The sequence below is a fragment of the Novosphingobium sp. TK71 genome (assembly GCF_055361505.1).
In genome coordinates, this window is sequence record NZ_JBSZKA010000001.1 from 1,466,533 (window position 1) to 1,492,092 (window position 25,560).

The following is a 25,560-nucleotide window of genomic DNA, read 5'->3' on the forward strand; positions in this document are numbered from 1 at the left end:
CCACTCGGAAAACACCCAAAAAAACCCGGAATTCCGCCATTTTCATTTAACCCTCCTATTCATGGAGCCGAAGGGTTACGTCATCCTGCCCACCCTGAGGCGAAGATGATCGGTGGCGCGCTTCAGTTCCTTCTCGACAGTCCGACGATGCAAACCCCGCAGTTTTGCGATCTCGCCAAGCGCGAGGCCGTCTCTCCACTTGTCGAAAAAGATCGCGCGCTGCCGGCCAGGCAATTCCGCAAGCGCGTCCAGGACAATCGCAAGATCCTGACGAGCGGCCGCTCTCATTTCGGGATCGGGAGCAGGATCGACGATGCCCTCCAGCCAGGCTTGCTGAACAGACAGGAAACGGGCTCCCGCCTTGCGTCGATTGCGTCCAAAGTTGAGCGCCATTCTGCGAAGGTAGGACCGCGGATCGCGAACTGTATCGATCGCCGGCCGACGTGCCAGTTTTTCCGAGGTATCCTGCAGCGCGTCCAGCGCTGCGTCACTCGAGCCGAGCGCATTTTCGAGATAGGGAAGCAATTCGCGATACATGGTAAGGAATGTGCGCTCGAGAACCTCGTTGGGTTCTTCATCGGGAGACGCATCATGCTTGCGCGCAGCGTTGGAATTATTCGGATCGGGGGGATCCTCGATCATCTCGCGCCAGCCCCATGGACAGAGCATCCGGCGGGCTCATCACGGCATTGGGAATGCCCCATGCCTGAGGGCCGCCGATGCATATTTGAAGATAACGAGTCCGACCATCACCAGACTCCCGAATAACCGGCCCTTAAGCCAAACCGAACAGAGCACTCCTTCATGATTAAAATACTGCCACCCGCCGGCATCGACCTACGGAAATCGGGATTCGGAGTAGATGTTAACCCATTGATTGATATTTTAAAATAAGTCTATTTCAGAATAGGGCGTTCCTCGAAGCAATCCGCATCGCCGGCAATAACAGTAGAGATGCAGATACGGATCAGATCCCGATCCACGGACCTATGCGAGCGGTCAGCGCGCACATTCCCGAAGGATTATCGCCGCATTCGCACAGACCACTTCCACTGCGAGCGGTCAATCGATTGCGCTTCGCCCGCAGCCGTTATCTCACGCATTCGCCGGTTTCCTGAAACGCAAGCAAAACAGGCAACCGAGATTGCAAATTGCTTGATTGTCTAATGGGACCTGTCGCCACATATGGCGGGTGCCTTTCAGGCATCCTCTCCCAAATACTTTCCCAGCCGGCCTTTTTTGGCCCCTGCACCCATGCTGGCACGTCTGTCTCGCGGGCGCGATGCTCGGCCCATCGCCAACTGCGCGGGTGCGAGGTTGTGGTCGCCGCTACCGAAGATAGCGCCCCCGGATAGTCACCGGCCTCTACTCTAAACCAGCAGCAGCCCGGCTCATCGCGAGCGCAGCCTTGCCCTCAACCTTGTTTTTAAGCAGCGCTTCCGGCGTGCAGCCACTCAAGGCCATGAAAACCGAGTGCACGCCGGAATAGACGAATTCGCTAAACCTCGCTTGCCGCGCCGGCAGGGCAAGATGGCAGGAACAGGCATTGCCATCCCCCCTTGAACAAGTCATCCAGATTCCCGTCAAATTGGCATCCTTGTTCACCCCCGTCGGCCGAACAGTAAGCCCACCCGCGGTGACGCCATACCGACCATTCCCGCTGCGGCACGCCAGATCAAGGTCGGGACGCGCCCAGTGATGGGCACTAGCCGGGCTTGTTGCGCTGTGCATTCCATCTCTCCCCTAGGGTCAGGTCGTGCGCCGCTATGGGCGATCCCTGTTACGAGCGGGAAACAAGCGTAACCGATCTGCTGATGAGTCTGCGCTGCAAGACTGGTGCAAGCCAAGTGAGCCAAGACATACTCGACTGACCGCTGCGCGGAGCCCCCTCCCCGCATCCGCTTTCGGAAAGATTATCGGCCATGAAGACCAGGTTTCTACTCTCCGCCGTCACGACGGCCATCCTTAGCGTGCACGCAATGGCAGTGGCAGCAGCTCCATCTGCGCCCCCGTCCCCAACGCTGACACCGGCCTCCGCAATCGCCCCGCTGCACGCCCTGATCGCGCCGCTCGACATTCCGTTCGAAACCTTCACGCTGAACAACGGCCTGCGCGTCGTCGTCCATACCGACCGGCGCACTCCGGTGGTCGCGGTCGGCGTGTGGTACGATGTCGGATCGACCAGCGAACCGGCGGGCAAGACCGGTTTCGCCCACCTCTTCGAACACCTGATGTTCAACGGCACGGAAAACGTGCCGGGAGACTTCTTCGCCCCGCTCAAAGCGATGGGCGCCACCGATTACAACGGCACCACCTATTTCGACCGAACCAACTATTACGAAACGGTACCGACTGACGCGCTGGAGCGCACGCTCTACCTTGAGAGCGACCGCATGGGCTGGCTGCTCGGCGCCGTCACACAGCACGTGCTCGATGTGCAGCGCGGCGTGGTCCAGAACGAGAAGCGCCAGCGCGACAACCAGCCCTATGGGCTTGTCTCGTACAGTCAGGTGGCGGCTCTGTACCCTCAAGGTCATCCTTATGCCCACGATCCCATCGGATCGATGAAGGATCTCGACCGCGCCAGCCTCGCCGACGTCAAGGCGTGGTTCCACGATCATTATGGCCCCAACAATGCCGTGCTCGTGCTGTCCGGCGATATGGATGCCGCTGCCGCCCGCCCACTGGTGGACAAGTACTTCGGCGCGATTGCACGCGGGCCTCAGGCAAAGGCCACGACCGCGCCCGTCACGCCGCTGGCCAAAGCCGTCACCGAGACCATGACCGACCGCGTGGCGACCGTGATGATCGATCGCAGTTGGCCGGTTCCGGGCATGGACAGTGAACCGCGCCGGGATTGCCGGAGGCCAGTTTTCTTAAATTAGGCAGCCAGCGGGACGTCGTCCAGCATAGCGTAGTAACGTTGCTCGGCTTCGACGGGCGGAATGTTTCCGATCGGCTCCAGCAGGCGCCTGTTGTTGAACCAATCGACCCATTCCAAGGTAGCGTATTCGACGGCTTCGAACGAGCGCCAAGGGCCTCGACGATGGATCACCTCGGCCTTGTAAAGACCGTTGATCATCTCGGCTAAAGCGTTGTCGTAGCTGTCGCCGACGCTGCCGACGGATGGCTCGATGCCGGCTTCAGCGAGACGTTCGGTGTACTTGATGGACACGTATTGCGATCCGCGGTCGCTGTGATGGACTAGGCCGCCGCGATGAACGGGCTGTCGGTCGTGGATAGCCTGCTCCAGCGCATCCAGCACGAAGCTGGCGTGCGCTGTCCGGCTGACACGCCAGCCCACGATATAGCGAGCGTAGACGTCGATCACGAAGGCGACGTAGACGAACCCCGCCCAGGTCGCGACATAGGTGAAGTCGGAGACCCATAGCATGTTTGGTGCCGGAGCATGGAACTGGCGGTTGACCTGATCGAGCGGGCATGGCGCCGCCTTGTCCGCGATCGTGGTGCGAACCGGCTTGCCGCGGATCACCCCTTGCAGACCAAGATCTCGCATCAACCGCTGCACAGTGCAGCGCGCGACATCGAAGCCCTCGCGCTTCATCTGCCGCCATACCTTGCGCACACCGTAAACACCGAAGTTCTCGGCAAAGACCCGCAGGACTTCGGGCTTCAGCTCTTCATCCCTCCGGGCACGAGCAGATTGCAAAGCCGGGTCTCGCCGCTTGGTAAGGCGCTCGTGGTAGGTGGATGGGGCGATCGGCAGAACCCGGCAGATCGGCTCGACCCCATAGGCATCGCGATGATCGTCGATAAAGGCGATCATCGTTTGAACGGGCGGTCGAGCTCCGCCTGGGCAAAATATGCCGACGCCTTGCGCAGTATCTCGTTGGCCTGCCGCAGTTCGCGGACTTCACGCTCCAATGCTTTGAGTTTCTCGGCGGTCTCCGTCGGCACGCCTCCGCGCTTGCCGCTGTCCACCTCGGATTTCTTCACCCATTCCAGCAGCGTGTGCCCGGAACACCCAATCTTCTCGGCAACCGATGTGATCGCAGCCCAGCGAGAGGAGTAATCGCCCTCGTGATCCAGTACCATCCGGATCGCCCGCTGCCGAACCTCAGGGGCAAACTTGTTCGTCGTCTTGCTCATCGTAGACCCTTCCTCTCAGGAGTTAGGGCCTCCGGCAATCCCGGCGCGGTTCACAGCCCCGATTCCCCGGCTCTGGACATTGCCGCAGGCGTCCTCGGCAACCTTGCCAGTTCGCGCCTTGCCAAAGCGCTGGTGCGGCAGGAAAAGCTGGCGGCCAGCGTCACCGCCGGCAATGCCCATGCGGGTATGTTCGACATTCGCGTGATGGTCCGCCCCGGTGTGAACCCGGCGGCAGTAACCGCCCGCCTCGATGCGATCATGGCCGAATTCCTCGCCCACGGCCCAAGGCCCGACGAAGTGCGCCGCGCGGCGACAGACCTGATCGTCAGCATCAGGCTGCCATGTGCATGGTCGAGCCGATATCAACGGCGGCTGCGCCCGGATTGACCATGGACAGGGCGTCCATGCTCCCCGATTTTGGTCCAGTCATTCCACATTCTCCTCCAGGTCCGGAGGGTATGGGCGATGCAAACCGTCATTTTCCTAACCGGGGTCACCGCGACGCGGCGCCACCACTCTCAAGTGCGCAAATGCCCACGGGCCACGTTTTTTTAACGGGGTATCATGCTACCAATAAGCTATCGGCCGCGACCCTCCAGTCGGCACCATAACACAACCCGTTTCTACCGCGCGCAGGCGGGCCAGACCCGGGACGGTTTTTTAGGATGTCGCGCTCCTCGGTCACCCTGGCGAGCTCGCGTTTCAGCTGGCGGATCTCAGCATCCTTGCCGGCATCGCCAGACACCACCTCCGCCAGTTGCCGCTTCCAGGCATACAGCGAATGCTGACTGACGCCGAGCCGCTCGGATACCTCCGCTACCGGATACCCACGTTCGGTGATCTGGGCCACCCCATCGCGCTTGAACTCATCGCTGAAGTTCGGCTTCCCCATCGTCGTCTCTTGTCGTCAGAATTAGGATAGAAGGCATCCAAAAATCTAGGGGCTACTCAATGAGCCGCAGACGTAGCGTTGCGAACTCGGCGGTGACGAGCGCGGCGGCCTCGGGTAGCCTCGCCGGCGCCTCGCAGAAATGCCGGCTGCCGAGTGATCGGCGTTCAAGCGCTTCAAGCATCAAAGCCGCGTTGCAGAAAACGTCCCTTCGCGGCCTTTGGCGCTGACAGTGCCGCGCATATGCGAGCCATCAAGCTTGCCGGCAAAGTTGATATCCACCGACATGATCATGACTTTTGTCGGGTAGGTCCAGCTGACGGTCTGGCCCTGCACCATGCCCTTGGTCAGGACGTGAGACTTGCCCGGCTTGGTTTTACCTTCCTCGGACGATACATCGATGCACGCTCCGGCGAGCCGGACGCCCTGTTCACCGAACTGGCAGTCCACAGTGAAAGCCTTGCCGTTGATCTCGCCAGTCACTCGCCATTTACCGGCAGCCTGGGCATTAGCCGACGTTGGGAGAAGGACAGCCGAAGCCAAGAAGGTCGAGGCCGTGATGATCGACAAACGCATGGGTGATATCCTCATTCAAAGCACGTTTTGAAGTATTGTGGTTGTGCATACCCAGACACGATGGAGGTTGTGTGGAGGCAGGATGCCATTCTTCTTCGGAGGGCTACGAGGATCGTCACCTTAAATTTTCAGAGTGAGGCTGGATCCGACGCCGTAGGCCGGTGCTCCTTTGCTCAATCCGCCACTGCCATAGACGGTCAACGTCAGGCGGTGCGACACAGGCGCGCTAAATGCGCCAAAGATTTCATGCGAACCGCTAGCCAACTCGCTGCTTGCCTGACGGTAGTCGTAGGATCCAATCAGCACCGATTTGCCGATCATCAGGCTACTGCCCGCCGAAGCTGACCAAGAGTTTCGCAGATCTGAGCCCTTGGGCTGGCCGGGGAGACGGTAACCCGCGCTAATGAAAGGCGTGGATTTGCCAAGCGTCTTGCTGACTTCGGCGGACAATGCAAAATCCACTTTACCGGTGCCGAGCGCCTTGGCCCGCGAACCGGTCGGCAGCTTCACCCTAGCGCCCATCTCCAACCTTAGACCAAGAGCTTCTTCCGGAATGGAATAGGCGCCCGCAATGCTCATGTCGCCGACACCGCTGCGCGATGAACCCGGCGCATGCGGATCAATGATGACGCCGCCGTCGCCGTCGGACACCACGGCAGACGAGCCGGCGATATGCAGCCACGGAAGAGCGACCGTAACGCGCAAATTCCCGGCGCGGTAACGCAACGCCAACGGCACCACGAGAATATCGGTCCTTGTGTCGCCATACGTCCCGCTGGAGAAGTCACCGCCGACGCTCGCGGCAATGCCGTCGCCGCTATTTGCCTTGGCCTGAGCTGCGCCGATCAGCCCCAGCATCGCGCCGGTAACCGCCAGCGCTTTGTACTTTGTCATGTTCGCTCCCATTAAACTAAGTGGAGCGCGCGGAAGCGCGCTCCACTTCCTGGATTACAGGCTGCCGATGACTGTCAGCCGCGAGCTGCCGCTATGGCGGCGCGGGCGTCTTGCGCCGCCTGCTTGGCAGCGGCGCGGGCCTCATCGGAGGCCTGGCGCGCGGCTGATCGGGCGTCCTGCGAAGCCTGCTTTGCGCTGGCGCGCGCTTCCTCCACTGACTGCCGGGCTGCGACACGAGCTTCCTGCGCCGACTGGGCGAACTCGGCGCCCTTCGTACGCGCCTCTGCAGCCGCCTGCTTGGCGGCGGCGCGGATTTCTGCCGACGATTCGGTTGCCAAAGCTCGCGCGTCGGCTGCTGTCTTCACGGCCGCCGCGCGTGTTACCTGGGTCGCGACGATGGCGGCTTGGCGGGCCTCCTGCGCAGTCTGCGCCGAAGCGTTACCAGCGAAGCCCGAGATGGCGACGAGGGCGGCGACGGGAACAATAGAAAAGACTGACTTCTTCATGATGGTTCTCCGGTGCGTTGCGCATCGCCCGGCTGCCGCGTTGCAGACAGTTCGCGATGCGCCGCCTCGTCAGCACCGCGTCGTGGAGAGCCGGTGGAGGTCTTGTTGCGACGTACCCGCATAGGGGCGAACCGTGGTTTTGCGGCGCTCAGGCGTTGCTTTTGATTTGCAAGGAGCTGGAAACTCGCGATTTCTCATCGAAGCCCGAAAATCTGCCGATATCCATCGACTCTCCATCGAACATACGAACCGGCTACACGGCTCGCGCCCATTTGCTGACAAACGCCGTTCGCAGTTGAACGTCGTGCAAACAGGAAGACAAGCAAATGCGTAATTGGACGATGTTGAGCGTGGCGGGTGCCCTGATGCTGCCGGCAATGGCAACGGCGGCGCATGCCGAGGACGACAAAGGCATTTACGCCGTCGCACGTGTCGGCATGGCGGTGAAGCCTGATCAGAGGTTCGACGACAGCGACCTTCCGGCCTCGGCAACCTTCGACGACAAGACGAAATACAAATCCGGCTTCACTGGCGAACTTGGCGGCGGTTACGACTTCGGCCCTGTCCGTGTCGAGCAGACTGGCGGCTACATGAGCCTGAAGGCCAAGGGCCTTGGCGACGATGACTATTCTGGCAGCGGCCGCAACAAGGCGATGTTCGCTTCGATCGGTGCATTTGTCGACATCCCGACCGGATCGATCGTCGAACCCTACATCGGCGGCGGCGTCGGCGCCGCTCGCGTCGATGCGAGCCTGGGCCGTACGGATGAACTCCTGGGCGACACCAGCAGCTATTCGGGCAAGGATTGGGGCCTGCTATGGCATGTCGACGCCGGCGTCGGCATCAAGGTCGCGCCCAAGGTCACGGTCGAATTGGGCGGCCGTTACACGCAGATCAGCGGGCTCAAGTTCGACGGCGTCAACAACGGCGTTCCGGCCGTCTACGAGCCAACCATGCGCACGTTGTCGGGCACGCTCGGCGTTCGCTACAAGTTCTGATCGCCTCGCCCTTTCGGAGCTTTCGAAATAAGCCATCGGGTCGCTCCGAAGGAATGCCACGTCGCCCTCGGGGCGGCGTGGCATCACCCTGCCCATTCGTGGAAGACGCGTGATGCGCAAACCTATCTCGTACGCTCTTGCCGGGATGACGATCCTGATGGCGGCCAGCGGCAAGCCCGCACATGCAGCTACGATCGCGAACTGCAAGGGTCCTGCCCTCGAGATCGAGGTAGAAGGTCTCAAGGATCGCATCGGCATGCTGGTGGCAGAACTCTATCCCGCCAACGAGACCGACTTCCTGGACGACGCCGAAGACCTGGTCAAAAGCGGCAAGACCTTCCGGCGCGTCACCATCCCGATCAGCCCCACCGACCCGCCAAGGCTGTGCGTCATCGCTCCGGCAGCTGGGACTTACGCTCTCATCATCATCCACAACCGGGACGGAAAGGACAAGTTCAGCATATCCAAGGACGGGGCCGCCCTGCCCGCGGCGCGATCGATCGGCAGGTCACGCCCGAAGGTGCAGCAGGCCACGATATTCGTGGGCAATACGCCCCGCAGCGTTGCCGTCAGGATGCAGTACCTCAACGGCCTAGGCGGCTTCATGATGTTCAACAGGTAGCATCAGCGACAATACGCGCGAGAAGCCCGCCGAGGAGCCTTTCGGCTCGCCGGCGGGCTGCGCCTGCTATCCGAAGAAATCGTGGATCACGTTCACGACGCGACCGTTCTTAAAATCAACCAATACGACGTCGTCATAGTGCCGGACCCAGCGGGCGCCGCGCGGCGGAACAGGCAGATGATAGCGGCGGAAGTCGCCGATGTCATACCTGCGGCTGTAATAGCCCGGCCCGATGCCCGCGCCCGGCACGAACCACTGGTAGCGGAAAGGTGCATGCCAATCGCCGCGCGCGTAAAGGTTTCTGTTTCGCACACGATGTTCTCGCCAGTCTGCGCGATATTCCCGGTGGGCGTCCCGCAGATCTTTTTGCGCCTCTCGCAAATGACGGCGTTCACCGTAGCGCCGAGCGCGGTCGAGGTTGTCCTCGGCCTCACGTATATCCTGCCGATCTCGGCGAAGTTCGTGAGTTTGCGCGGCCGAGGTTGCTGCGGTCGCCGGCAGGGAAATGGCGACCAATGCCGCAAAAACCGGTAACTTCATTTTGACTGCTCCTTGTAAATGCGTAAGCACAGGTGCTGACGAGCCTGTATCCGCCGCGTGGGAGACAGCTATCGGAGGGGGATGGATTTTGGACGCGGCTTTGATGGACGTAGGATGAAGAACGCCGTCTCCACGGTTCCTCCATCATGTCGCGCCATAGGTCGGCGTATGGATCGGGACGCATCGCTTGATAGATCACGCTCGGAGCGACATCGGACGCAAAGGATGATGCGGGAAGACTATGGCTGATCTGCCGCCCGATATTACCCCCGGTCTCGCGGGCGCGTTCATCGCGAACAAGGATCGCTTGCTGCGCTTCTTCACCAGCCGCACGCGCGATCGTGCCGAGGCCGAGGAAATCGTTCAGGAAATCTATCTACGCATCGCCCTCAGCTCCGGGCCGGTCGGAGATCCGTTGGGCTACCTCCACCGCGTCGGCCTCAATCTCGTGGTCGACCGGGCCCGCGAGCGGCAGCGCCGGGCGCGGCGAGAACAGGACTGGGCGGAAGTAAACACCTCCCGTCTGGGTGAGGACTACGTTGATGAGCGCCCATCTGCCTTCACCGAAGTGGCGGCGCGCCAACGGGCCGAGCAGATCGGTGCCGCGATCGCCGCACTGCCCCCAGGCGCGGCGCAGGTCTTCCGCCTGCACCGCATCGATGGGCTCAGTCATTCCCAGATTGCCAGCCAGCTGGGAATTTCGCGCAAGGGCGTGGAAAAACACATGGCGACCGCCCTGCGCCACCTGGGCAGGGAAATCAGCGAATGACGATAGAAGCAAGCTGGGGTGGAACCATGACCGCGTCGTCTCTCTACAGATACAGGTGTCCGGACAACATAAGGCCCCAGCGGTGATGCAGATGCGTGACCCCCGAACCGAGTATGACGCAGCGGACTGGCACGCGCAGGTCCTGGGCGGCGACGTCGACTGGGAAGAATTCGCCGCCTGGCTCGATGCCGATCCCAGTCACCAGGCGACCTACGACCGGCTAGCGATGTTGGACACCGAGGTGGCTGAATGGGCGCGGTACAACGGTGTGCTCGAAGCGGCCAAGGTCGTGCCCCATTCGACAAAATCAATGCGTCCGTGGTGGATCGGTGGCGCCATTGCCGCCTCCCTTGTGGCGCTGGTCGCCAGCGTTCCCCTCCTCACACGTCCTGCGGGCGACAACGCGACCGTCTATGCGACGGCAAATGCGCAAAAGACTATCGATTTGGGCCAGGGCAGCCAGATACATCTCGACGCACGAAGCCAGCTTGCGATGGGATCGGGCGGACATGTGCGGATGGACAAGGGCGCAGCCTATTTCGACATACGCGGCAACGCACCCCGCAAGCTGGAGATCGCGTCGGGCGACTTCATCGTGCGCGACATCGGTACGCGCTTCACCGTGGCCCGCAATCAGGGCAAGCTTTTCGTGGCCGTGGAACAGGGGCTTGTCGATATATCATGGCACGGCGACGCGGCGGCACACCTCAAGGCAGGGCAAGCTTTCGAGGGCGACGAGCAGACCGGCTCCAGTACGGTCGAGCGAATTACCCCGGAAGCCGTAGGAAGTTGGCGGAACGGCAGGCTGGTGTATGACGAAGCCTCGCTTTCGACGGTTGCTTCGGATCTCGCGCGCCATGTAAATGTTCCGGTAGAAGTCGATCCGGGCGTCGCCAATCTCAAGCTTTCAGGCGTATTCTCCATTACGAATGGCTCCGATCTTGTCGACCAGATTACCGCGATACTCCCGGTCGAGGCACAGCGTAGCGGCGGGCGTATTCGCCTTGTCGCTCGCGCTGGTCGCTGACCCGGCAGCCGCCAATACGGTACTCGTCGATGTGCCTGCCGGCTCGCTGCAGTCGGCGATCAACGTCCTCTCTCGGCAGTTGCGTATTTCGGTGGCGGTCCAGGGGCGACTCCCCGATCTGCGTACTCCTGCCGTGCGCGGGCGGATGGAGCCTCAGACCGCGCTTGATCGGCTTCTGTCCGGCTCGGACTGGCGGGCCCGCCGGGTTGCGCCCACACTATGGCAGTTAGTGCGGCAGCGCCCTGTGCCCAAGGTAGTGGCGCCCCGACCGTCCCCACCGCCGCCTCCTCCTCTACTGCCCCCTCCAGTTGACATCGTCGTGACAGCGCTGAAGCGCGACCTCCGGCTCTCGGATGCGCCGGTCTCGATCTCAGTCCTGGGCGGTAAGCGCTTCGCCGGCGCATCGAGTGCGCGCGGCTCGAGCGATATCGCCGAGGAAGCCGGCAGCGTCTTTTCGACCCATCTGGGCCCAGGGCGCGAACGCCTGTTCCTGCGCGGTGTGGCCGACAGTCCGTTCAATGGTCCGACGCAGTCCACCGTCGGCCTGTTTCTCGACGATGCCCGGATCAACTTCGCACTGCCTGACCCCGACCTGCGCCTGGTCGATATCGACCGGGTGGAAGTGATTCGGGGACCACAAGGAACGCTTTACGGAGCGGGGGCGCTCGGCGGGATCGTGCGCATCGTCACCAATCGACCGCAATTGGACCGCACCGCCGGCTCGATAGCTCTCGAAGCGTCGGACGTCGCCCATGGCGGCATGGGTGGCGCAGGCGAAGCCTGGGTGAATATCCCCTTGGTGAAGGACACGCTCGGCCTGCGGGCAGTTGGCTATGCCGAGCAGGAGGGAGGCTGGATCGATCATCCAGCGCTTGGCCGAACCAATACCAACAGTTCGCATATGGAAGGTGGCCGCCTAAATCTCCGCTGGAAGCCTGGCCCTGACTGGACCATCGACTTGTCGATCGTAAAGCAGAACCTGAAGACCCGCGATGCGCAGTATGCGACGCAAGGAATGGCCCGCGTCTCCCGGATACTGGAGCCCAGCGAAAACGACTTCACGCTTGTCCGGATCGAAGCCAGCGGGCCGATCGGCGGGCTGGATTTCCTGTCATCCACGACGATCGAAAACAACCGCGTGGTCAGCCACTACGATGCCGGCAGCACGGGGAGCACGAAGTCCGCAGCTGAAGCGACTTTCTATGACGAGACGCGGCGCGTCTATCTGATCAGCCAGGAATTTCGCCTGAGCCGAGCGCAAGGGCGGTTTCACTGGTTGGCCGGCGTTTCGGTCATAGATGCCATCAACGTCACTCAGGGCCTGTTCGTAGCGCCGTCGACCGCTCCCGTCGCCAGTCGCATCCAGGCCAATCTCAATTTGCAGGCTTCGGCGTATGCAGAGGGTACACTGGCCTTGAACTCGGTGCTGGACCTCACTGCCGGCCTGAGAGCCTACGTTTCCAACATCTGGGATGATCCGCGTGCGACCACGGGACCGTCTATAGACCAGAACGGCTTTTCCCCCAGCCTTTCGTTGTCGTGGCGCCCCCGTGATGGCGCCTTGGTCTGGCTGCGATATGGTACGGCAGTGCGCGCGGGAGGCCGCAGCCTGGATGCGGCCGGAGAGCTGACGACGTTTCAGGCAGACAGGCTGCAGGACGTTGAACTGGGGAGCCGGATGTCACTGCTCGACGGCCATCTCGATCTTGATCTCTCCGCCTTCGCCTTGCGCTGGAGCAATGTCCAGAGCGACCGCGTCGGCCTCGATGGCCTGGTGGTCACGACCAACATCGGCGATGCCCGCAATCTCGGCGTGGAATTCGGATCCAAGGGGCATTGGGGGGGCTTTGGTCTCGACGTGTCGTTGATCAGGCAGCACGGGCGCTTGCGTTCCGGTCTCATCGAGGATGACGATCTACGCCTGCCCGTGCTACCGGACAGGTCCGCCAAGGCAAGGCTGAGTTGGGACGGAAAGATCGGAAGCTGGAATCTGGGAGCATACCTGTCCGCGAGTTATTCGGGGAGCTCGCGTCTGGGGTATGATCCCACCCGTCCGCTTGACATGCCCTCGCTGTGGATGCTCGGCTCAGGGATGATGGCCGGCCGCGATGGCTGGCGTCTCGTAGCAAGCGTTTCCAACCTCCTGGATAGTAGCCGGAACACATTTGCCTTCGGTAATCCCTTTACTTATCGAACCCAGCCGCAGCGCACGCCGCCCAGACCGCGCACGCTGATGATCCGGATCGAGCGCAGCTTCTGAGCGCCTGGCCCTATCGGCACAGCACCTCAGGAGACAGGGAGCATCACGTCGAAGCGGGCTCCAGGACCATCGCTGCGGTTTTCAGCCGTGATGCGCCCACCATGGGCTTCCACTAGCCGAGCCGACAGCGCCAGACCCATTCCGGTGCCGGAACATCCCGGACGCCTGATCGTGGCTTCCGACTGCCAGAACGGAGCGAACAAGCTCTCTTTATCTTCAGGGGCAAAGCCCGGCCCCTCGTCGAGCACACTGATCACTACATCGCCTCGCTGGACGGTGATCCTGACCAGGACTTGGCCACCGGCAACCGAATGTTTTGCCGCGTTGGTGACCAGATTAGTCACGATCTGCGTGAGCCGCACTGGATCGGCATAGAGAACGACGGGGGCATAGTCCTCGACGATCGTCACATCGTGGCGCGCGAGCAGCGGTTTCAGGTCGGCCACCACCCCGCCCACGATCTCGCAGAGATCGACGCTGCGGCGGTTCATCGTGATGCGACCGAGCTCGTATTGGGCCAGGGTATCGAGATCGTTGACGATGGCTAGCACATGCTCGACCTGACGCAGGAGGCGCGACGTTTCACCGACATCAGGATTGATGACGCCGTCCTCGATACCATGCAATCGCCCTTTGAGGATGGTCAGCGGCGTGCGCAGCTCATGGGTCACACCTGCCGTTATCATCATGCGCCGATCGCGTGTATGCGCCGCCTCGGAGGTCTTTTGCGTTGCCACGGCTTTTCTTTTAAGCCGCAGCCACCGGACGACTACACGCACGGCATCCAGGACCAGCCGATTGTGAACGACGGATCCCAAAGCGATCAGCGTTGCCGCCAGCCACCGGTTGCCCTGCTCTTTGCACGCGCCCTCACCGGTTCCAGACCCGCGCTGCGCCGGATGAACGGCATCTGGTACCGACATTGCGCTCCAGGCAGGAAGGAAAACGGGCAGACGGGCGCTTCGCTGCAGACGGGCGCCTGTCTGCGAATACCGCAGCGAGACAGCAATCTGAGCACCACTACTGCCGCTTGTAGGGCCGCCGAATGTCAATAGCGATGAAGGTTTCATGCCTGTTCCGTCACGAAAGAGTGTCTTTCCAAGCGGGAGACGGCCCGGCAGCGTTCTCACCCTACCTTCACTTGATCGATAACTTATTCCGCTCGTCGCGCTTCCGATTTGACCGCGCGGTGCCAGCAGCGCGGTTTCTCCACGATTCCTCCATCGATCGCGTCCATATGGGGCGCGAGGTGGAAGAATGACGTCGAAGATTCTGGTGGTGGAAGACGAGCGGGAGATCGCCGAACTTCTGGTTGCGTACATCGAGCGGGCAGGAATGCAGGCATTGAGGGCCTCCTCGGTCAACGAGGCGGTGATGACCCATCACCAGGGTGGGCCGGATCTGGTGCTCCTGGATATCGGCCTGCCCGGCGGCGACGGACTGGACGTTCTTGCCGCAATCAGGCGCCGCACGGACACGCCGGTCATTATGCTGACGGCCGTCGACGACGACGTCTCCAAGCTATCGTCCTTTCGCATCGGCGCCGACGATTATGTCATCAAGCCTTTCAATCCTTCGGAGGTAATCGAGCGCATCCGCGCCGTTCTGCGCCGCGCGAATGGTGAGCGCGAACCCAAGCGGCTGACGATCGGACCGCTAGAGATCGACCTTGAGGCCAGGGTTGTTAGCTGTGCAGGCGAGGATGCCATCTCCGTACGTCTCAACCTGACGCCGACCGAGTTCGCCATTCTCGCGCATATGGCACGCTATCCGCGCCGCGCGTTCACCCGAGCCGAATTGTTGGAGGCGGCAGCGCCGGGCAGCGAAGCCTACGACCGCGTCATTGACAGTCACCTCTCCAAACTGCGCCAGAAGCTGGTAGTAGCCGGCTGCGCGGACATTATCGAGCCAGTACGGGGTGTAGGGTATCGCCTTTGGCTGGAAGGGTAATGCGACAAGGCCGCCATATCTTCGCAGCCGCCCTCGCCCACGAACTGCGAACCCCGCTGACGATCCTGAAAGGGAGGCTTCATGCGCTGGACGATGCGGTGATGGTGCCATCTACGGGGGAATGCGCCCGTCTGCTGCAACTCGTCGATCAGGTCCTGCGCAGCGTCGAGGAAGTCAGCCTGTTCACCCGGGCCCACTCGGGCGAAATATCATTGGACGTCCGGCCTATTGATCTGGCGCTTGTCGTGGAGCGTGCCATTGCGGATGTGCAGCCGATCGCGCAGGCGGCCGCCGTGGAAATTGTAGGGAACACGAGAACGGCGCGGGGACGGGGAGACTTCGCGTGCCTTGTTCAGGCTGTCTCGATCCTGCTGCGACATCTTGTCGATCGCACGCCGTCAGGCGGGTGCCTGACTGTCGAAGTGGAAGTGTTCCCGCAGCCGGTACTGCGTATCACGGGCGCGGCGGATCAGCTTTTGCCCGGCGAAGACGAGGACCTGCTTATTCCCTTTTCGCCCGCCGACGGCAGGGCGGGCACAAAAATGACCTGCGCCATCGGCCCGGCTGTGGCGGCGGCGATCGTCGATGCTCACGGCGGAACACTTGCGATCACGGCTGCGACTGGAGGCGAGGGCCGTGTGCTGCAGCTGACCCTCGCCCCATAGCAATATCAGCCAGGTCGGCCTCGTCACCGATCCTGGTTGGCAATCTCGGAAGCATGAGACGTGTCATACCCAAGCGCAGCGTCCTCAAAATGGCCCGCTTCCTTCTTGAGCGCAGCGGAGACACGCTGCGCGAGACTTTTGCTCGCAGCGATGCTTTCACCCATCATGCGCACCGAACCCTTCACTTCCCGCTGCACAACCACGGTGCCTTGGGCGTCGATAAATCGCAGGTCGGCCCGGACGAGCGTCTTGCCGGCTACCATGCCGACAACGGGCAACGCCCCACGTACTCCAGCATTGCCCTTCTTGTACTGCGTGACGTCCAGGTCGAGCATGGAAGCATCGTCATCGCTGCGTATGTCACCTTGCCGCCAGACGGTCTCGAACATGCTGCTCTTTCTCAATTGTACGACCAGTTCCTCGTAAGTCGCCGCTACAAAGGCTGGTGGCAGCTTACCGTTGGAACCGGGCAGGTTTATCCGAACGCTATGCTCGCGAGGGCGGTGACCCGGTGCCGCTAAGCGCACGCCATCAGGTCGCAGACTATCACCAAGGCGATCGTCCATAACCGACGCAGGCTGGATGCCCGCCTGGTCGAAGGCCTGAAGCACGCTTTGCCTGCTCGTCTTCGGCAAGAGCAGGACGGCGCCGTGAAATCCCTGGCGCTCATCGACGTAGAACAGTGTCAGTGTCTCCGCACCCGGCCTGATCATGCTGTAAATTTGCCCTGCCTGCGGCGCCATGCTCGCAATATTGCCTTTGACGCCGCGCATCAGCCCCTTGTTGGAGTGCTCCAGAGACATGCCGCGCACCGCATCCATGGGAATCACGCCATACGCCGTCTTGCCGGTGAAGCGGATGAGATCACCATCGATCTCCAGCCGCCCGGCCGTGCCTGCCGCCAAACCAGCGAAACCGATGATATTCACCGCACCTTCAACGACGACCGGTGCCGACATCATAGCTCCATGATGGAATGTACCGGTGTCGTCGCTCAAGACTTCGGCTCGCACTGCTTGTCCGGTAGAGCCTATCGTCAGGGCAGCAAAAACGAGCCAGTACGCCAGACGCGACGACCAGGCGTTATGGCGAAGACAATACATTTTCTTGCCTTACTGTTTCAGGCAGACACCGACGATCGCGCAAGTCCCGACGCTTAATGAAACCCGGGCGCGGCATTCGCGCACGGCCAAGCCTGCCAGTTTATTTGGAATGATTAGAGTACAAGGCGCGTAACTAGCAGTCCGACAAGTGCCGCCGCGCGCATTCACTATAGGCCGCATCGCGTTTGCGCATCTCTCGCCCGCGATTACGATCCGCTTCGTCCTGACTGGTGGTCGTCCAGTCGACCGTCTTGCTCACTGCTTTAACCGGCAATGTCGCCAGCCCGCACCCCGACAGAAAACATATCGAACCGGCAGCCAATCCTGCCGTCAGCGGCCAGAGTAACGGTCGCCTGCAGGAGGGAGCTGGCGATCTTGACGTCTTCCAGAATTCAGATCGTGACGCCGATTCGATTGAAATTCTCGCAAGGTCCGCATGCATCGCTTTTTCCAGTCAGGTTGAAAACCGACCGTCTTCTTAAACACGGCATGTGGAGCAGCGATGGAGCAATCATCGCCAGCTGAACAAGTCTTGACCAAATGCTTCAGGGGCAATTCGATATCGAGGCGTCAACAGATGTTCGAACCGAAGGACTTCGTGCTGCACACAGCGATCAGACAGCGCGGTGTCGTTTGCAACGTTTGTTTTCGTGGGAACCTGCCGCCAGATCGCTCCCGCCATCAATTGCAAAAACGGGGTCGAGGCGGAGCGCAATGCCTATCTGGCCGGCGGCATGCGACGAGCCACTAGGCTCAGGACTCACTGATTACAGCTAGAAGAGCACGGTGGCGGCGAGAGCGAGGGCCGAGAAGAAGACGGTTGGGCAGCGATCGAGCGGGTTGCGACGCGGCGCCAGTCCTTGAGGCGACCGAACATGATCTCAATGCGGTTACGACGCTTGTATCGGCGCTTGTCGTATTTGACCGGCATGGAGCGGGATTTGCGGCCTGGAATGCACGGCTTGATGCCCTTTTGCTCAAGCGCGTCCCTGAACCATTCGGCGTCATAACCCCGATCGGCCAGCATCCACTTCGCCTTTGGCAGGTCGTCGAGCAGGGCCGCCGCGCCCGTGTAGTCACTGATCTGGGCAGCCGTGATGAAGAAGCTCAAGGGACGGCCGTTGGCAACGGTGACGGCGTGAAGCTTGGTGTTCATGCCGCCCTTGGTCCGCCCGATCAGGCGCCCGAGGCCTCCTTTTTTACCCCAAGGCTGGAAGCCATGCGGTGAGCCTTGAGATAGGTCGCGTCGATCATGGTGGTCTGGGGTTCGGCCCTCTGGGCGGACAGGCCTTCCATCATCCGAGCAAACACACCCATCTCGCCCCACCGTTTCCAGCGGTTATACAATGTCTTGTGGGGACCGTATTCCCTGGGAGCATCCAGCCAACGCAGGCCGTTCCGGTTGACAAAGATAATCCCGCTCAGGACCCGCCGGTCATCAACCCGTGGCTTTCCATGGCTCTTGGGAAAATACGGCGACAGACGCGCCATCTGCTCATCCCTCAGCCAATACAGGTCGCTCATACTCAGTCTCCTCGCGGAGCCTGAATCATATCGCCGCCTGCCAATCAATGGGTCCTGAGCCTAGGAAACTGGCAATTTGGGGACAGATTATAGGAAAATGGGGTCCGTCCGCGACCGTCAACTCGATTATCAGGCACGCATACTCGCTGAACGTTCCCAACCAGGGAAAGTGAACTACAGTCGCACCGACGCCTTGACAATGACGCAACGTCATCCCCCACAAACGTGGCATAGCGATTCGGAGCGAAGTCATGCGGACGGTCAAACAGGTAGCGAAAGCGTCGGGCGTCAGCGTTCGCGCCTTGCACCATTACGATCATATCGGACTACTGAAGCCCGACGTCGGTAAGAATGGATACCGCTATTACGGGCAGACGGAGATGATGCGCCTTCAGCACATTCTGTTCTACCGCGAACTTGGCTTGCCGCTTGCAGAGATCGCCCGCATCCTCGATGATCCCAATTTCGACACCCGCGCCGCGCTGCTCGATTTGCGCCGTCGCGTTGAAGAAGAGATCGCCCAGCGACGCGATCTGGCGCAGACGATCGACCGGACGCTAGCATCGCTCGATGCTGGCAAGGCGCTGGATGACTACCGCCTCTTCTATGGAGTGTCGGCTGAGAAACAGGTCCAATGGGAAGCGGAGATCGTGGCCCGTTTCGGCGATGTTGGTGATGCAGCGATACGCGATGCCAAGACGAGGATGGACGGCCTGTCACCGGCCCAACTGCTCGATTTCAAAGCGGAGATCAATGCCATTCACGCAGGCATAATCGCTCTGATCGAGGCAGGGGGCCCCCCTTCCTCGGATGCGGCGCACGGATGGATCGGCCGACACTACCGCTGGGTATGTCGTTCATGGCTGCCCGATGCAGAGGCCTATGCCTCCTTGGGCCGGATGTACGCCGATCATGCGGATTTCCGATCGATGTACGATGCCCTGCATCCCCGCATGGCCGTCTTCATGGAACAGGCGATGGCCCACTACGCCCGGACCACTCTTCACGAGGGCGTTCGATGAACCGCCGCGCCCTCCTCGCTACCATGATTGTCGGAGTCACATGCATGACCGGGAGTAATCTACAGGCCGCCGCTCCGCAGGAGCGCGATGCGACCGTCACTGTGTCGGGTGTCGAGATCGCGGGCCGTTTCACGATGCCGCAGGGCACCGCACACGGCGCGGTCCTCCTCTTGCCTGGATCGCTCTACAGCGACGTGGACGGCAATTATCCGTCTATGAACGTGCGGCCACGCGCCTATGCCGACCTTGCGAGGCAACTCGGCGAGCGTGGTTTTGTCGTCCTGCGAATGGCCAAGATCGGACCTGGCACCGGCTCGCGCACGATCGATGCCGAGGCGGCGCGACGGCATATCGACTTTCTGACTCGGGTCGAGGTCGCACAGGCCGGGCTAGACCTACTGCGCCGTACCGTCCAGACGCGGCCGGTCATCGTCGCTGGGCATAGTGAGGGTTCCGTGGTCGCATCGCTGCTCGCAGCAGGCCGCGCTGGCACCGGGATAGATGGTGTCGTCAGCCTTTCCGGCCCCGCCCTGCCAATCCTGTCGATCCTCCGCGCGCAAGTCGCTGGCATGTCACCTCCCGACGTCGCGCCCGATATGACGATGTTCGATCGCACAGCGGCTGCCATCCGGGCTGGCGAGGCTCCCTCGGACGAGGCAAAGTCCGACCCGCAGACCGGCATGCTTGCATCCATGCCCGAACCTGGGCTCGCCTATTTGCGCAGCGCCGATCGGGTCGATCCGATTGTCGCGCTGGCACAAGTAAAAGCCCCGGTGTTGATCGTTCAAGGCGGCCGAGATGATTCCGTCCCGGCAGCGCACGCCGACATGCTGCGTGCCGGCAGGACTACCCTGCCAACGGAGGTCGCGACATTCCCGAACCTAACGCACTTCTACAAGGTCGCTCCTCCGGGCCTGACGCCGATGCAATCGATGGGCCTAAAAACGCAAAGCGATCCAGCCGTCGCTAACGTCATAGCCGAATGGGCCAGCCATCTGAGGCGGTAAATTTTCTCAATTGCCAGGTCATTGACGGATCTTGGGAAGGGTATCTGCTTTTTCAAAATCCGATCCTTTGCAGGAAAGCGGCATTGAGCGACGACAATCAGGTGAAAGCCGCTATGTCGGGACCTGATGCAACCGGTCGTTCGCGTTTCGGTGTCGAAATGGCTTGAGTTGGTCGCCAACCGACAAAACAATTGCCGAAATCTGCAGCGAGCCTTGAATGCGAGATCATTAGCTACCAGCGTGCATCGGACGAACCGGCCTTTCGTAACGAATGGACCTTACCGCGAGAATGCCCCTGTGGCGCCAATAGGACTGGGGCCGAACTGGCCATGTATGGGGAACGACATCCCGCTTCCGGCATTTGTCATCCGTTAGGCTGCAAGGATCCAAACATTGAAGTCGGTGCTGATCGTCGAAGACGAAATTTTCATAGCGATGGAAATTGAACGCATACTCGAGGAAGCCGGCTATAGCGTGATTGCGATCGCCGCCGATCGCCAGGAGGCATTGCGCGCCGGCGACAAAGCCGATCTAGCGCTTATCGATCTCAATCTCCGCGATGGCCCGACGGGTCCCGTTATTGCGCGCGAACTTGCCGAGCAGTACGGCGTGCGCGTGGTTTACGTGACGGCCAATCCTGCCCAAATCGGCAATCCTGCCTCCACTGCGCTCGCTTGCATCCGCAAGCCATTCACGGACGATGCCATCCTGACAGCAGTTGCGGTCGCGGCGGGAGCGGAGAATGTCTCCCTCACCCACGAGGGCGTCATTGAACTACGGACCGCGATTTGATCGTCTCAGCATTGCGGAAAGCGGAACCTCAAAGCGAACCTCCAACCCCTGTTGCGACCAGGTGCGCTCCATCGTGCCGCCCATTTGCCGCATCATGCTCAGTTCGATAAGCTTGCTGCCGAAGCCGTAGTCGGAAGGTTCGTAGACCACAGCTCCTCCGCGCTCGATCCATACGATGCAGGCGTGATCGTTTTCGATCGTGCAGACAATCGACACGGAACCGTCAGTGGCTGCAAGTGCGCCGTACTTGGCCGCGTTCGTCGCCAACTCATGGAACGTCAAAGCCAGCGGCGTCGCGGAATGGTCATCGATGATCATCTCCTCGCCGCTGATGGTGACGCGTTCGGCATAGGCGGCTAACAGATCGGCCAGCATCCCCGACAGGCTGTTCGGTCGCTTCTCGGGTCGCGATGCTTCGCTGTGCGGCCTGACGAAGTCGTGGGCCCGCCCGAGCGCAAGGATGCGATTGCGCAGGTCACCAGCCACGTCCGCCAGTTCGGGGCGCTGGCGTGTCGAGAAACTGATGAGGCCGCTGATGACTGAGAAGATGTTCTTGATCCGATGGCTCAGTTCCTGCGCGACGATCTCGCGCTGAGCCTGGCTCATCTTGTGATCGTGAATGTCCGTGCACGTTCCGAACCACCGGGTAATAGCTCCGTTCCTGTCGCGGATCGGCAAGGCTCGCCCCAAGGTCCAACGGTACTCACCGCTGGCATCGCGGAGCCGGTATTCAATTTCATAGGGATCCCCGGTCTCCAGGCAATGGTGCCAAGCGCTCCATGCCCGGTCCTGATCGTCAGGATGAAACATGCCGTTCCACCCGGACCCATCGGTGGAGCCGGCCGGCATACCTGTGAATTCGTACCAACGCGCGTTGTAATAGTCGTGGAAACCGTCCGGACGGGTCGACCACACCATCTGCGGCATCGTATCGGCAAGAATGCGGAACTTGGATTCCTGCTCTCCAAGTTCCGCATTCTGGCGGCGACGGGATCGCCGCTCGGCAAGCTGAACCACGATAGTCGTCGCAAGCACCTGTAGGCCTTCACGCTGAACGGGAGTCAGATCGCTGCGCGGGCTCCGGTCGATTACGCACAAGGCACCAAGCTGAACGCCGTCTTCCGAGACCAGAGGCGCTCCGGCGTAGAACCGGATGCCGGGTTCCCCGACGACAAGTGCATTGTCGAGAAACCGAGGATCGCTCGCGGCGTCCGACACAATCATGATACCCTGCCCTTGCATCGTATGCACGCAGAACGATGTTTCTCGGGGCGTTTCCCGGGCATCCAGGCCGGTTTTGGCCGGAAACCATTGCCGGTCGCGCTCGACGAAGCTGACCAAGGCAATCGGCGTGTCACACAAATTGGCGGCAAAATCTGTCACCGACTTCAGCACAGGGTTGTCCTCGAGCCCTTCGAGATCGAATGCCTGAAGATCACCAAGCCGTTTCAGCTCTTCGTGCGTTTGGGCCGTGAGACTTAGTGCATATGACATTGTTTCAAGGGGCTTTCCGGCGCGACAGCGGGCACCGCTGACATCTGGCTTTGATATGGTTCTGCACCGAGCGATTTGCCGAACGATCAGAATTCTGGAATATACAAACGCGATGGCCGCTCCAGTGCGTTAGAGCGGCCATTCGCAGTGTGGATCAGATCTTGTCGCCAAGCGCGCCCTTCACGCTGCCCTTCACGTCCTGAGCCGTTCCCTTCAACTGCTGGGCCTTGCCCTCGGCTTCCAGCCTTTCGTTATCAGTTGCCTTGCCGACCGCTTCCTTCAGGTTGCCAGCGATCTTGTTTCCAGCGGCATTTGCCTTGTCCGTGAACTCACCCATGACGGCGTCCTTCCTTACCCGGGCTCAGAGCGTGGCCCTCACGGAGAACCCGGCCCGTTAGGTTAGGTTCCTAGGCTCTTTCGCTTCGCAATGGCCGAATGCGCAGCGCCATCTCGCAGGCCAACAAAGGCACACGACGTCAGGTCTGAGCAATGCTCGCGTTCGGACCTTAGTCCAGGGGGTCGGTTTGACTTTGCGCGCAATGGATCGCCCGTTTGGGCTAAGCATGGCCCGCCGAATCCGCTTGGGCACGAATGTCCGGCGTAGGACGGCACCCCGCCGCTTGAGGCGCTCCAATCGACGGCTCTCGGCTAAATCAGCCATGCATTGGACGGGGCCGAACGGCCGTACGTGGTCGGCACGAGCCCCAAGGTCATTCTTTCGAATCATCGTCAGCACGCGTTCTGCAGATGGCCAATTTGGCCAAAGGAGAACGACCATGGAGATGTCTGAAACCGAACTCAGCGCCGCCAAGCGCCCAGTTTGGAATGCCGGAAGGGCCGTGGGTGCAAAGCGGGCCCTGAAACCGAAACATATCTGGGAAATCCGCTTCTATCTCAACCAGCGCCGCCGCCTGCGAGATCGTGCACTGTTCGATCTGGCGATCGACAGCAAGCTTCGGGGCTGCGACCTGGTGCAGATGAAGGTCGGCGACCTTGTCAGCGGCGGGCAGATCCGAACACGGGCCATAGTCATGCAGCAGAAAACAGGCCGGCCAGTTCAATTCGAACTGCTGCCAGATGCTCGGGTGGCCCTGTCCGACGGGAAGACTGGAATGCACGGCACAGCCACAGGCACTGTCGAGCAAGGTGGCAGCATAGCCGCCGTGAACCGAGCCGATCGGATTGAACACCTTACGCGATGGTCAGCCTTCGAAGACCACGCGTCCTCGCTCCAATTCGACCAGCCAAAATTCAAGCGTTTCTCCGATCGGTGGATGGCGGTTTGCCACCATCAACGCTGCCAGCTGGCCATGGCCATCAAGGTCGGCGAGATCCTGCGTCACGTTCATGTCGGTCTCCCTTATCCCGTGGCCTTCTCGGAGAGCCAGGCGCGCGTCTCGGCAAGCAGTTCGTCCGAGAGTGCCTGATTGTCCACCGCACGCGCCAACACGACCGCACCCACCATCGCCGACCATCGACCAATCGCGTCGCGGCGGCGTTCGGCATGATCGCCGCAGGGGAGGACCGCCGCAAAACGTTCAATTTGCGCCTCCAGCCCAACTGCCATCGCGCCGCGCGCTGCATGCGCTTGTTGACGCATCAGTCCTGCAAGGCTTGCTGTCGGGCACCCCTGGTTGGGATTATCGCGATGCAGTGGCGAGAGATAGGCATCCGTCCATGTTTCCAGATCCGCCATGCCATTGCCTTCGCCCGTCATCGCCGCGGCGACAGTCGCCGCGATCAGATCATCCTTCGAGGCGAAGTGGCTATAAAAACCGCCATGCGTCTGCCCGGCAGCCTTCATCACGTCGGCTACGGTGACTGCAGCGAAACCATGCTCGCGGAACAAGCGGCTAGCCTCACGCAGGATGCGTGCGCGATTTTCCACCATCTGCTCGCGACTGACTCTCATCGAAAAATCTCCACGGTCCCCATTGACACTTTCATGATGGTCATCACATTTATAGAAACGCGATGATCATCATGAATATAGTGATTTTCTGGAAAAAGGGCAATGCGATGACCAAACCTGCAGTTCTTATCACCGGCGCTTCGACCGGGATCGGTGCCACATATGCCGATCGGTTCGCCCGGCGCGGCCACGATCTGGTATTGGTTGCGCGCGACGTCGCCCGTATGGAGGCGCTGGCGACCGGCCTGCGCGCGCAGAACGGCGTGTCGATCGACATCTTGCCTGCCGACCTGACCCGCGCCGACGAGATCGCAGCGGTGGAGGCGCGGCTGCGCGATGACGACCGGATCGGCATCCTCCTGAACAACGCAGGTGCTGGTCTGAACGGCAGCTTCGTCGATCAGCCCACGGACGCGATCACACAGTTGATCGCGCTCAACACCACATCTGTGACGCGCCTCGCCAGTGCAGTGGCCCCCCGTCTGGCCGCGCGCGGGGATGGCGCGATCATCAACATCGGTTCGGTCGTGGGACTGGCGCCGGAACTGGGTATGTCGGTTTACGGGGCAACCAAGGCGTTCGTGTTGTTCCTGTCGCAGGGACTGGTGTTGGAGCTTGGGCCAAAGGGCGTGTATGTTCAGGCGGTACTTCCTGCCGCGACCCGCACGGAATTGTGGGGGCGTGCCGGTGCCGACGAGGCAAACCTGCCGGCGATGATGGACGTGAACGATCTGGTCGATGCGGCGCTGGTCGGCTTCGACAAGCGCGAGGGCGTTACCATCCCGCCTTTGCATGATGGCACATTGTGGGATGTCTTCGATGGCGCCCGCAAGGCGATGCTCCCCGGCTTCGGCACGACGCAGCCGGCATCGCGCTACGTCGCCTGAACATTCACCACAT

The 25,560-nt window shown here is 61.2% G+C and carries 26 protein-coding genes, 4 pseudogenes and 1 other annotated feature; of the genes and pseudogenes, 14 read left to right on the plus strand and 16 right to left on the minus strand.

All coding sequences use genetic code 11. The features are described from left to right. Positions 1-75: 75 nt before the first annotated feature. Both ACXJ16_RS22520 and ACXJ16_RS22525 read right to left on the minus strand, forming a co-directional pair. Positions 76-642 carry an RNA polymerase sigma factor gene (locus ACXJ16_RS22520; protein ID WP_463922081.1) on the minus strand — a complete coding sequence of 189 codons (567 nt, stop codon included), beginning with the start codon at positions 640-642 and terminating at the stop codon, positions 76-78. A gap of 723 nt (positions 643-1,365) precedes the next feature. Beyond that, entirely contained in the window at positions 1,366-1,605 is a 240-nt protein-coding gene (locus tag ACXJ16_RS22525; protein WP_463922083.1) for a hypothetical protein, read from the minus strand. Between the two features lie 317 nt (positions 1,606-1,922). On the opposite strand from ACXJ16_RS22525, the pseudogene ACXJ16_RS22530 reads away from it, so the two are divergent. Then, a pseudogene (locus ACXJ16_RS22530) lies at positions 1,923-2,840 on the plus strand (M16 family metallopeptidase); the annotation flags it as partial. 41 nt (positions 2,841-2,881) lie between these two features. Here the strand turns inward: ACXJ16_RS22530 and ACXJ16_RS22535 are convergent. Beyond that, positions 2,882-4,110, minus strand: a protein-coding gene (locus tag ACXJ16_RS22535; RefSeq protein WP_463922085.1) for an IS3 family transposase whose coding sequence is annotated in 2 segments (ribosomal slippage) — positions 2,882-3,822 and positions 3,822-4,110 — 1,230 coding nt in all. Because the reading frame shifts where the segments join, the coding sequence is not laid out codon by codon here. Beyond that, positions 3,713-3,829: a sequence feature (AL1L pseudoknot), on the minus strand. Its footprint overlaps the gene before it by 117 nt. Here ACXJ16_RS22535 and ACXJ16_RS22540 point away from each other — a divergent pair. Next, positions 4,042-4,497 carry an insulinase family protein gene (locus ACXJ16_RS22540; RefSeq protein ID WP_463922087.1) on the plus strand — a complete coding sequence of 152 codons (456 nt, stop codon included), beginning with the start codon at positions 4,042-4,044 and terminating at the stop codon, positions 4,495-4,497. The two genes, ACXJ16_RS22535 and ACXJ16_RS22540, sit on opposite strands and share 69 nt — an antisense overlap. 271 nt (positions 4,498-4,768) lie before the next feature. On the opposite strand, the pseudogene ACXJ16_RS22545 reads toward ACXJ16_RS22540, so the two are convergent. The 4 genes and pseudogenes from ACXJ16_RS22545 to ACXJ16_RS22560 all read right to left on the minus strand — a co-directional run. Next, positions 4,769-5,002 (minus strand): annotated as a pseudogene (locus ACXJ16_RS22545) (transposase); the annotation flags it as partial. 180 nt (positions 5,003-5,182) lie between these two features. Next, positions 5,183-5,575 (minus strand): hypothetical protein, encoded by a 393-nt coding sequence (locus ACXJ16_RS22550; RefSeq protein ID WP_185999976.1) that lies wholly within the window; start codon positions 5,573-5,575, stop codon positions 5,183-5,185. A 120-nt stretch (positions 5,576-5,695) separates the two neighbouring features. Further along, the gene (locus ACXJ16_RS22555; protein ID WP_463922089.1) at positions 5,696-6,469 is read right to left on the minus strand and encodes a transporter; all 774 of its coding nucleotides are present in this window, start codon (positions 6,467-6,469) and stop codon (positions 5,696-5,698) included. 74 nt (positions 6,470-6,543) lie between these two features. Continuing rightward, a complete protein-coding gene (locus ACXJ16_RS22560; protein WP_463922092.1) occupies positions 6,544-6,975 on the minus strand; it encodes a hypothetical protein in 432 nt (143 codons plus the stop codon). A 326-nt stretch (positions 6,976-7,301) separates the two neighbouring features. Here ACXJ16_RS22560 and ACXJ16_RS22565 point away from each other — a divergent pair, with 326 nt between their 5' ends. Together ACXJ16_RS22565 and ACXJ16_RS22570 are read left to right on the plus strand one after the other, a co-directional pair. Continuing rightward, complete coding sequence (locus tag ACXJ16_RS22565) at positions 7,302-7,973, plus strand: outer membrane protein (protein ID WP_185999979.1); 672 nt, start codon at positions 7,302-7,304, stop codon at positions 7,971-7,973. Between the two features lie 112 nt (positions 7,974-8,085). Continuing rightward, positions 8,086-8,595, plus strand: a complete 510-nt coding sequence (locus ACXJ16_RS22570; RefSeq protein ID WP_463922094.1) for a DUF2141 domain-containing protein — start codon at positions 8,086-8,088, stop codon at positions 8,593-8,595. 66 nt (positions 8,596-8,661) lie between these two features. Here ACXJ16_RS22570 and ACXJ16_RS22575 read toward each other — a convergent pair whose 3' ends face one another. Beyond that, complete coding sequence (locus tag ACXJ16_RS22575) at positions 8,662-9,135, minus strand: RcnB family protein (protein WP_463922096.1); 474 nt, start codon at positions 9,133-9,135, stop codon at positions 8,662-8,664. Positions 9,136-9,376: 241 nt separating this feature from the next. Here ACXJ16_RS22575 and ACXJ16_RS22580 point away from each other — a divergent pair, with 241 nt between their 5' ends. From ACXJ16_RS22580 to ACXJ16_RS22590, 3 genes are all read left to right on the plus strand, one after another. Further along, positions 9,377-9,904, plus strand: a complete 528-nt coding sequence (locus ACXJ16_RS22580) for an RNA polymerase sigma factor (RefSeq protein WP_185999982.1) — start codon at positions 9,377-9,379, stop codon at positions 9,902-9,904. A gap of 91 nt (positions 9,905-9,995) precedes the next feature. Next, positions 9,996-10,931, plus strand: coding sequence for a FecR family protein (locus tag ACXJ16_RS22585; RefSeq protein ID WP_463922098.1), 936 nt, complete (start codon positions 9,996-9,998; stop codon positions 10,929-10,931). Beyond that, positions 10,909-13,191, plus strand: a complete 2,283-nt coding sequence (locus ACXJ16_RS22590) for a TonB-dependent receptor (RefSeq protein WP_463922100.1) — start codon at positions 10,909-10,911, stop codon at positions 13,189-13,191. Before ACXJ16_RS22585 ends, ACXJ16_RS22590 begins: the two co-directional genes overlap by 23 nt. A 26-nt stretch (positions 13,192-13,217) precedes the next feature. Here the strand turns inward: ACXJ16_RS22590 and ACXJ16_RS22595 are convergent, their stop codons facing one another. After that, positions 13,218-14,261: a sensor histidine kinase gene (locus ACXJ16_RS22595; protein WP_463922102.1), complete on the minus strand. Its 1,044-nt coding sequence runs from the start codon at positions 14,259-14,261 to the stop codon at positions 13,218-13,220. Positions 14,262-14,448: 187 nt separating this feature from the next. Here ACXJ16_RS22595 and ACXJ16_RS22600 point away from each other — a divergent pair, with 187 nt between their 5' ends. Then, positions 14,449-15,141: a response regulator gene (locus ACXJ16_RS22600; RefSeq protein WP_185999986.1), complete on the plus strand. Its 693-nt coding sequence runs from the start codon at positions 14,449-14,451 to the stop codon at positions 15,139-15,141. Further along, entirely contained in the window at positions 15,141-15,806 is a 666-nt protein-coding gene (locus ACXJ16_RS22605; RefSeq protein ID WP_463922106.1) for a sensor histidine kinase, read from the plus strand. Before ACXJ16_RS22600 ends, ACXJ16_RS22605 begins: the two co-directional genes overlap by 1 nt. A 23-nt stretch (positions 15,807-15,829) precedes the next feature. On the opposite strand, the gene ACXJ16_RS22610 is transcribed toward ACXJ16_RS22605, so the two are convergent. The 3 genes and pseudogenes from ACXJ16_RS22610 to ACXJ16_RS22620 form a co-directional block, all read right to left on the minus strand. Then, entirely contained in the window at positions 15,830-16,804 is a 975-nt protein-coding gene (locus ACXJ16_RS22610; RefSeq protein WP_463922108.1) for a DUF4410 domain-containing protein, read from the minus strand. Between the two features lie 238 nt (positions 16,805-17,042). Next, positions 17,043-17,168 carry a hypothetical protein gene (locus ACXJ16_RS22615; RefSeq protein WP_324700001.1) on the minus strand — a complete coding sequence of 42 codons (126 nt, stop codon included), beginning with the start codon at positions 17,166-17,168 and terminating at the stop codon, positions 17,043-17,045. Between the two features lie 514 nt (positions 17,169-17,682). Further along, positions 17,683-18,433: pseudogene (locus ACXJ16_RS22620) on the minus strand (IS5 family transposase). A 251-nt stretch (positions 18,434-18,684) separates the two neighbouring features. Here ACXJ16_RS22620 and ACXJ16_RS22625 point away from each other — a divergent pair. The 3 genes from ACXJ16_RS22625 to ACXJ16_RS22635 all read left to right on the plus strand — a co-directional run bounded on the left by ACXJ16_RS22625 (position 18,685) and on the right by ACXJ16_RS22635 (position 21,254). Beyond that, positions 18,685-19,455, plus strand: a complete 771-nt coding sequence (locus tag ACXJ16_RS22625) for a MerR family transcriptional regulator (protein WP_463922110.1) — start codon at positions 18,685-18,687, stop codon at positions 19,453-19,455. Continuing rightward, positions 19,452-20,462, plus strand: a complete 1,011-nt coding sequence (locus ACXJ16_RS22630) for an alpha/beta hydrolase (protein ID WP_463922112.1) — start codon at positions 19,452-19,454, stop codon at positions 20,460-20,462. The genes ACXJ16_RS22625 and ACXJ16_RS22630 overlap by 4 nt, the downstream gene beginning before the upstream one ends. A gap of 393 nt (positions 20,463-20,855) precedes the next feature. Then, entirely contained in the window at positions 20,856-21,254 is a 399-nt protein-coding gene (locus tag ACXJ16_RS22635; protein WP_185999990.1) for a response regulator, read from the plus strand. Here the strand turns inward: ACXJ16_RS22635 and ACXJ16_RS22640 are convergent. After that, a complete protein-coding gene (locus ACXJ16_RS22640) occupies positions 21,237-22,748 on the minus strand; it encodes a sensor histidine kinase (protein WP_463922114.1) in 1,512 nt (503 codons plus the stop codon). The genes ACXJ16_RS22635 and ACXJ16_RS22640 overlap by 18 nt on opposite strands. A gap of 154 nt (positions 22,749-22,902) precedes the next feature. Continuing rightward, on the minus strand, positions 22,903-23,085 hold the full coding sequence (locus ACXJ16_RS22645; protein WP_185999992.1) for a CsbD family protein: 183 nt from the start codon (positions 23,083-23,085) through the stop codon (positions 22,903-22,905). Between the two features lie 439 nt (positions 23,086-23,524). Here ACXJ16_RS22645 and ACXJ16_RS22650 point away from each other — a divergent pair. Continuing rightward, positions 23,525-23,842 (plus strand): annotated as a pseudogene (locus tag ACXJ16_RS22650) (site-specific integrase); the annotation flags it as partial. 108 nt (positions 23,843-23,950) lie between these two features. Here the strand turns inward: ACXJ16_RS22650 and ACXJ16_RS22655 are convergent. Both ACXJ16_RS22655 and ACXJ16_RS22660 read right to left on the minus strand, forming a co-directional pair. Further along, positions 23,951-24,097, minus strand: coding sequence for a hypothetical protein (locus tag ACXJ16_RS22655; RefSeq protein ID WP_463923321.1), 147 nt, complete (start codon positions 24,095-24,097; stop codon positions 23,951-23,953). An 11-nt stretch (positions 24,098-24,108) separates the two neighbouring features. Further along, entirely contained in the window at positions 24,109-24,660 is a 552-nt protein-coding gene (locus ACXJ16_RS22660; protein ID WP_185999993.1) for a TetR/AcrR family transcriptional regulator, read from the minus strand. Between the two features lie 107 nt (positions 24,661-24,767). Here ACXJ16_RS22660 and ACXJ16_RS22665 point away from each other — a divergent pair, with 107 nt between their 5' ends. Beyond that, positions 24,768-25,547 (plus strand): SDR family NAD(P)-dependent oxidoreductase, encoded by a 780-nt coding sequence (locus ACXJ16_RS22665; protein ID WP_463922117.1) that lies wholly within the window; start codon positions 24,768-24,770, stop codon positions 25,545-25,547. Positions 25,548-25,560 lie beyond the last annotated feature (13 nt).

Coding starts and splice junctions, on each gene's coding strand:
- ACXJ16_RS22605 (WP_463922106.1), top strand. CDS start 15,141: ATGCGACAAGGCCGCCATATCTTCGCAGCCGCCCTCGCCCACGAACTG.
- ACXJ16_RS22645 (WP_185999992.1), bottom strand. CDS start 23,085: ATGGGTGAGTTCACGGACAAGGCAAATGCCGCTGGAAACAAGATCGCT.
- ACXJ16_RS22600 (WP_185999986.1), top strand. CDS start 14,449: ATGACGTCGAAGATTCTGGTGGTGGAAGACGAGCGGGAGATCGCCGAA.
- ACXJ16_RS22640 (WP_463922114.1), bottom strand. CDS start 22,748: ATGTCATATGCACTAAGTCTCACGGCCCAAACGCACGAAGAGCTGAAA.
- ACXJ16_RS22625 (WP_463922110.1), top strand. CDS start 18,685: ATGCGGACGGTCAAACAGGTAGCGAAAGCGTCGGGCGTCAGCGTTCGC.
- ACXJ16_RS22560 (WP_463922092.1), bottom strand. CDS start 6,975: ATGAAGAAGTCAGTCTTTTCTATTGTTCCCGTCGCCGCCCTCGTCGCC.
- ACXJ16_RS22580 (WP_185999982.1), top strand. CDS start 9,377: ATGGCTGATCTGCCGCCCGATATTACCCCCGGTCTCGCGGGCGCGTTC.
- ACXJ16_RS22575 (WP_463922096.1), bottom strand. CDS start 9,135: ATGAAGTTACCGGTTTTTGCGGCATTGGTCGCCATTTCCCTGCCGGCG.
- ACXJ16_RS22655 (WP_463923321.1), bottom strand. CDS start 24,097: ATGAACGTGACGCAGGATCTCGCCGACCTTGATGGCCATGGCCAGCTG.
- ACXJ16_RS22660 (WP_185999993.1), bottom strand. CDS start 24,660: ATGAGAGTCAGTCGCGAGCAGATGGTGGAAAATCGCGCACGCATCCTG.
- ACXJ16_RS22585 (WP_463922098.1), top strand. CDS start 9,996: ATGCGTGACCCCCGAACCGAGTATGACGCAGCGGACTGGCACGCGCAG.
- ACXJ16_RS22520 (WP_463922081.1), bottom strand. CDS start 642: ATGATCGAGGATCCCCCCGATCCGAATAATTCCAACGCTGCGCGCAAG.
- ACXJ16_RS22595 (WP_463922102.1), bottom strand. CDS start 14,261: ATGAAACCTTCATCGCTATTGACATTCGGCGGCCCTACAAGCGGCAGT.
- ACXJ16_RS22555 (WP_463922089.1), bottom strand. CDS start 6,469: ATGACAAAGTACAAAGCGCTGGCGGTTACCGGCGCGATGCTGGGGCTG.
- ACXJ16_RS22665 (WP_463922117.1), top strand. CDS start 24,768: ATGACCAAACCTGCAGTTCTTATCACCGGCGCTTCGACCGGGATCGGT.
- ACXJ16_RS22570 (WP_463922094.1), top strand. CDS start 8,086: ATGCGCAAACCTATCTCGTACGCTCTTGCCGGGATGACGATCCTGATG.
- ACXJ16_RS22565 (WP_185999979.1), top strand. CDS start 7,302: ATGCGTAATTGGACGATGTTGAGCGTGGCGGGTGCCCTGATGCTGCCG.
- ACXJ16_RS22550 (WP_185999976.1), bottom strand. CDS start 5,575: ATGCGTTTGTCGATCATCACGGCCTCGACCTTCTTGGCTTCGGCTGTC.
- ACXJ16_RS22630 (WP_463922112.1), top strand. CDS start 19,452: ATGAACCGCCGCGCCCTCCTCGCTACCATGATTGTCGGAGTCACATGC.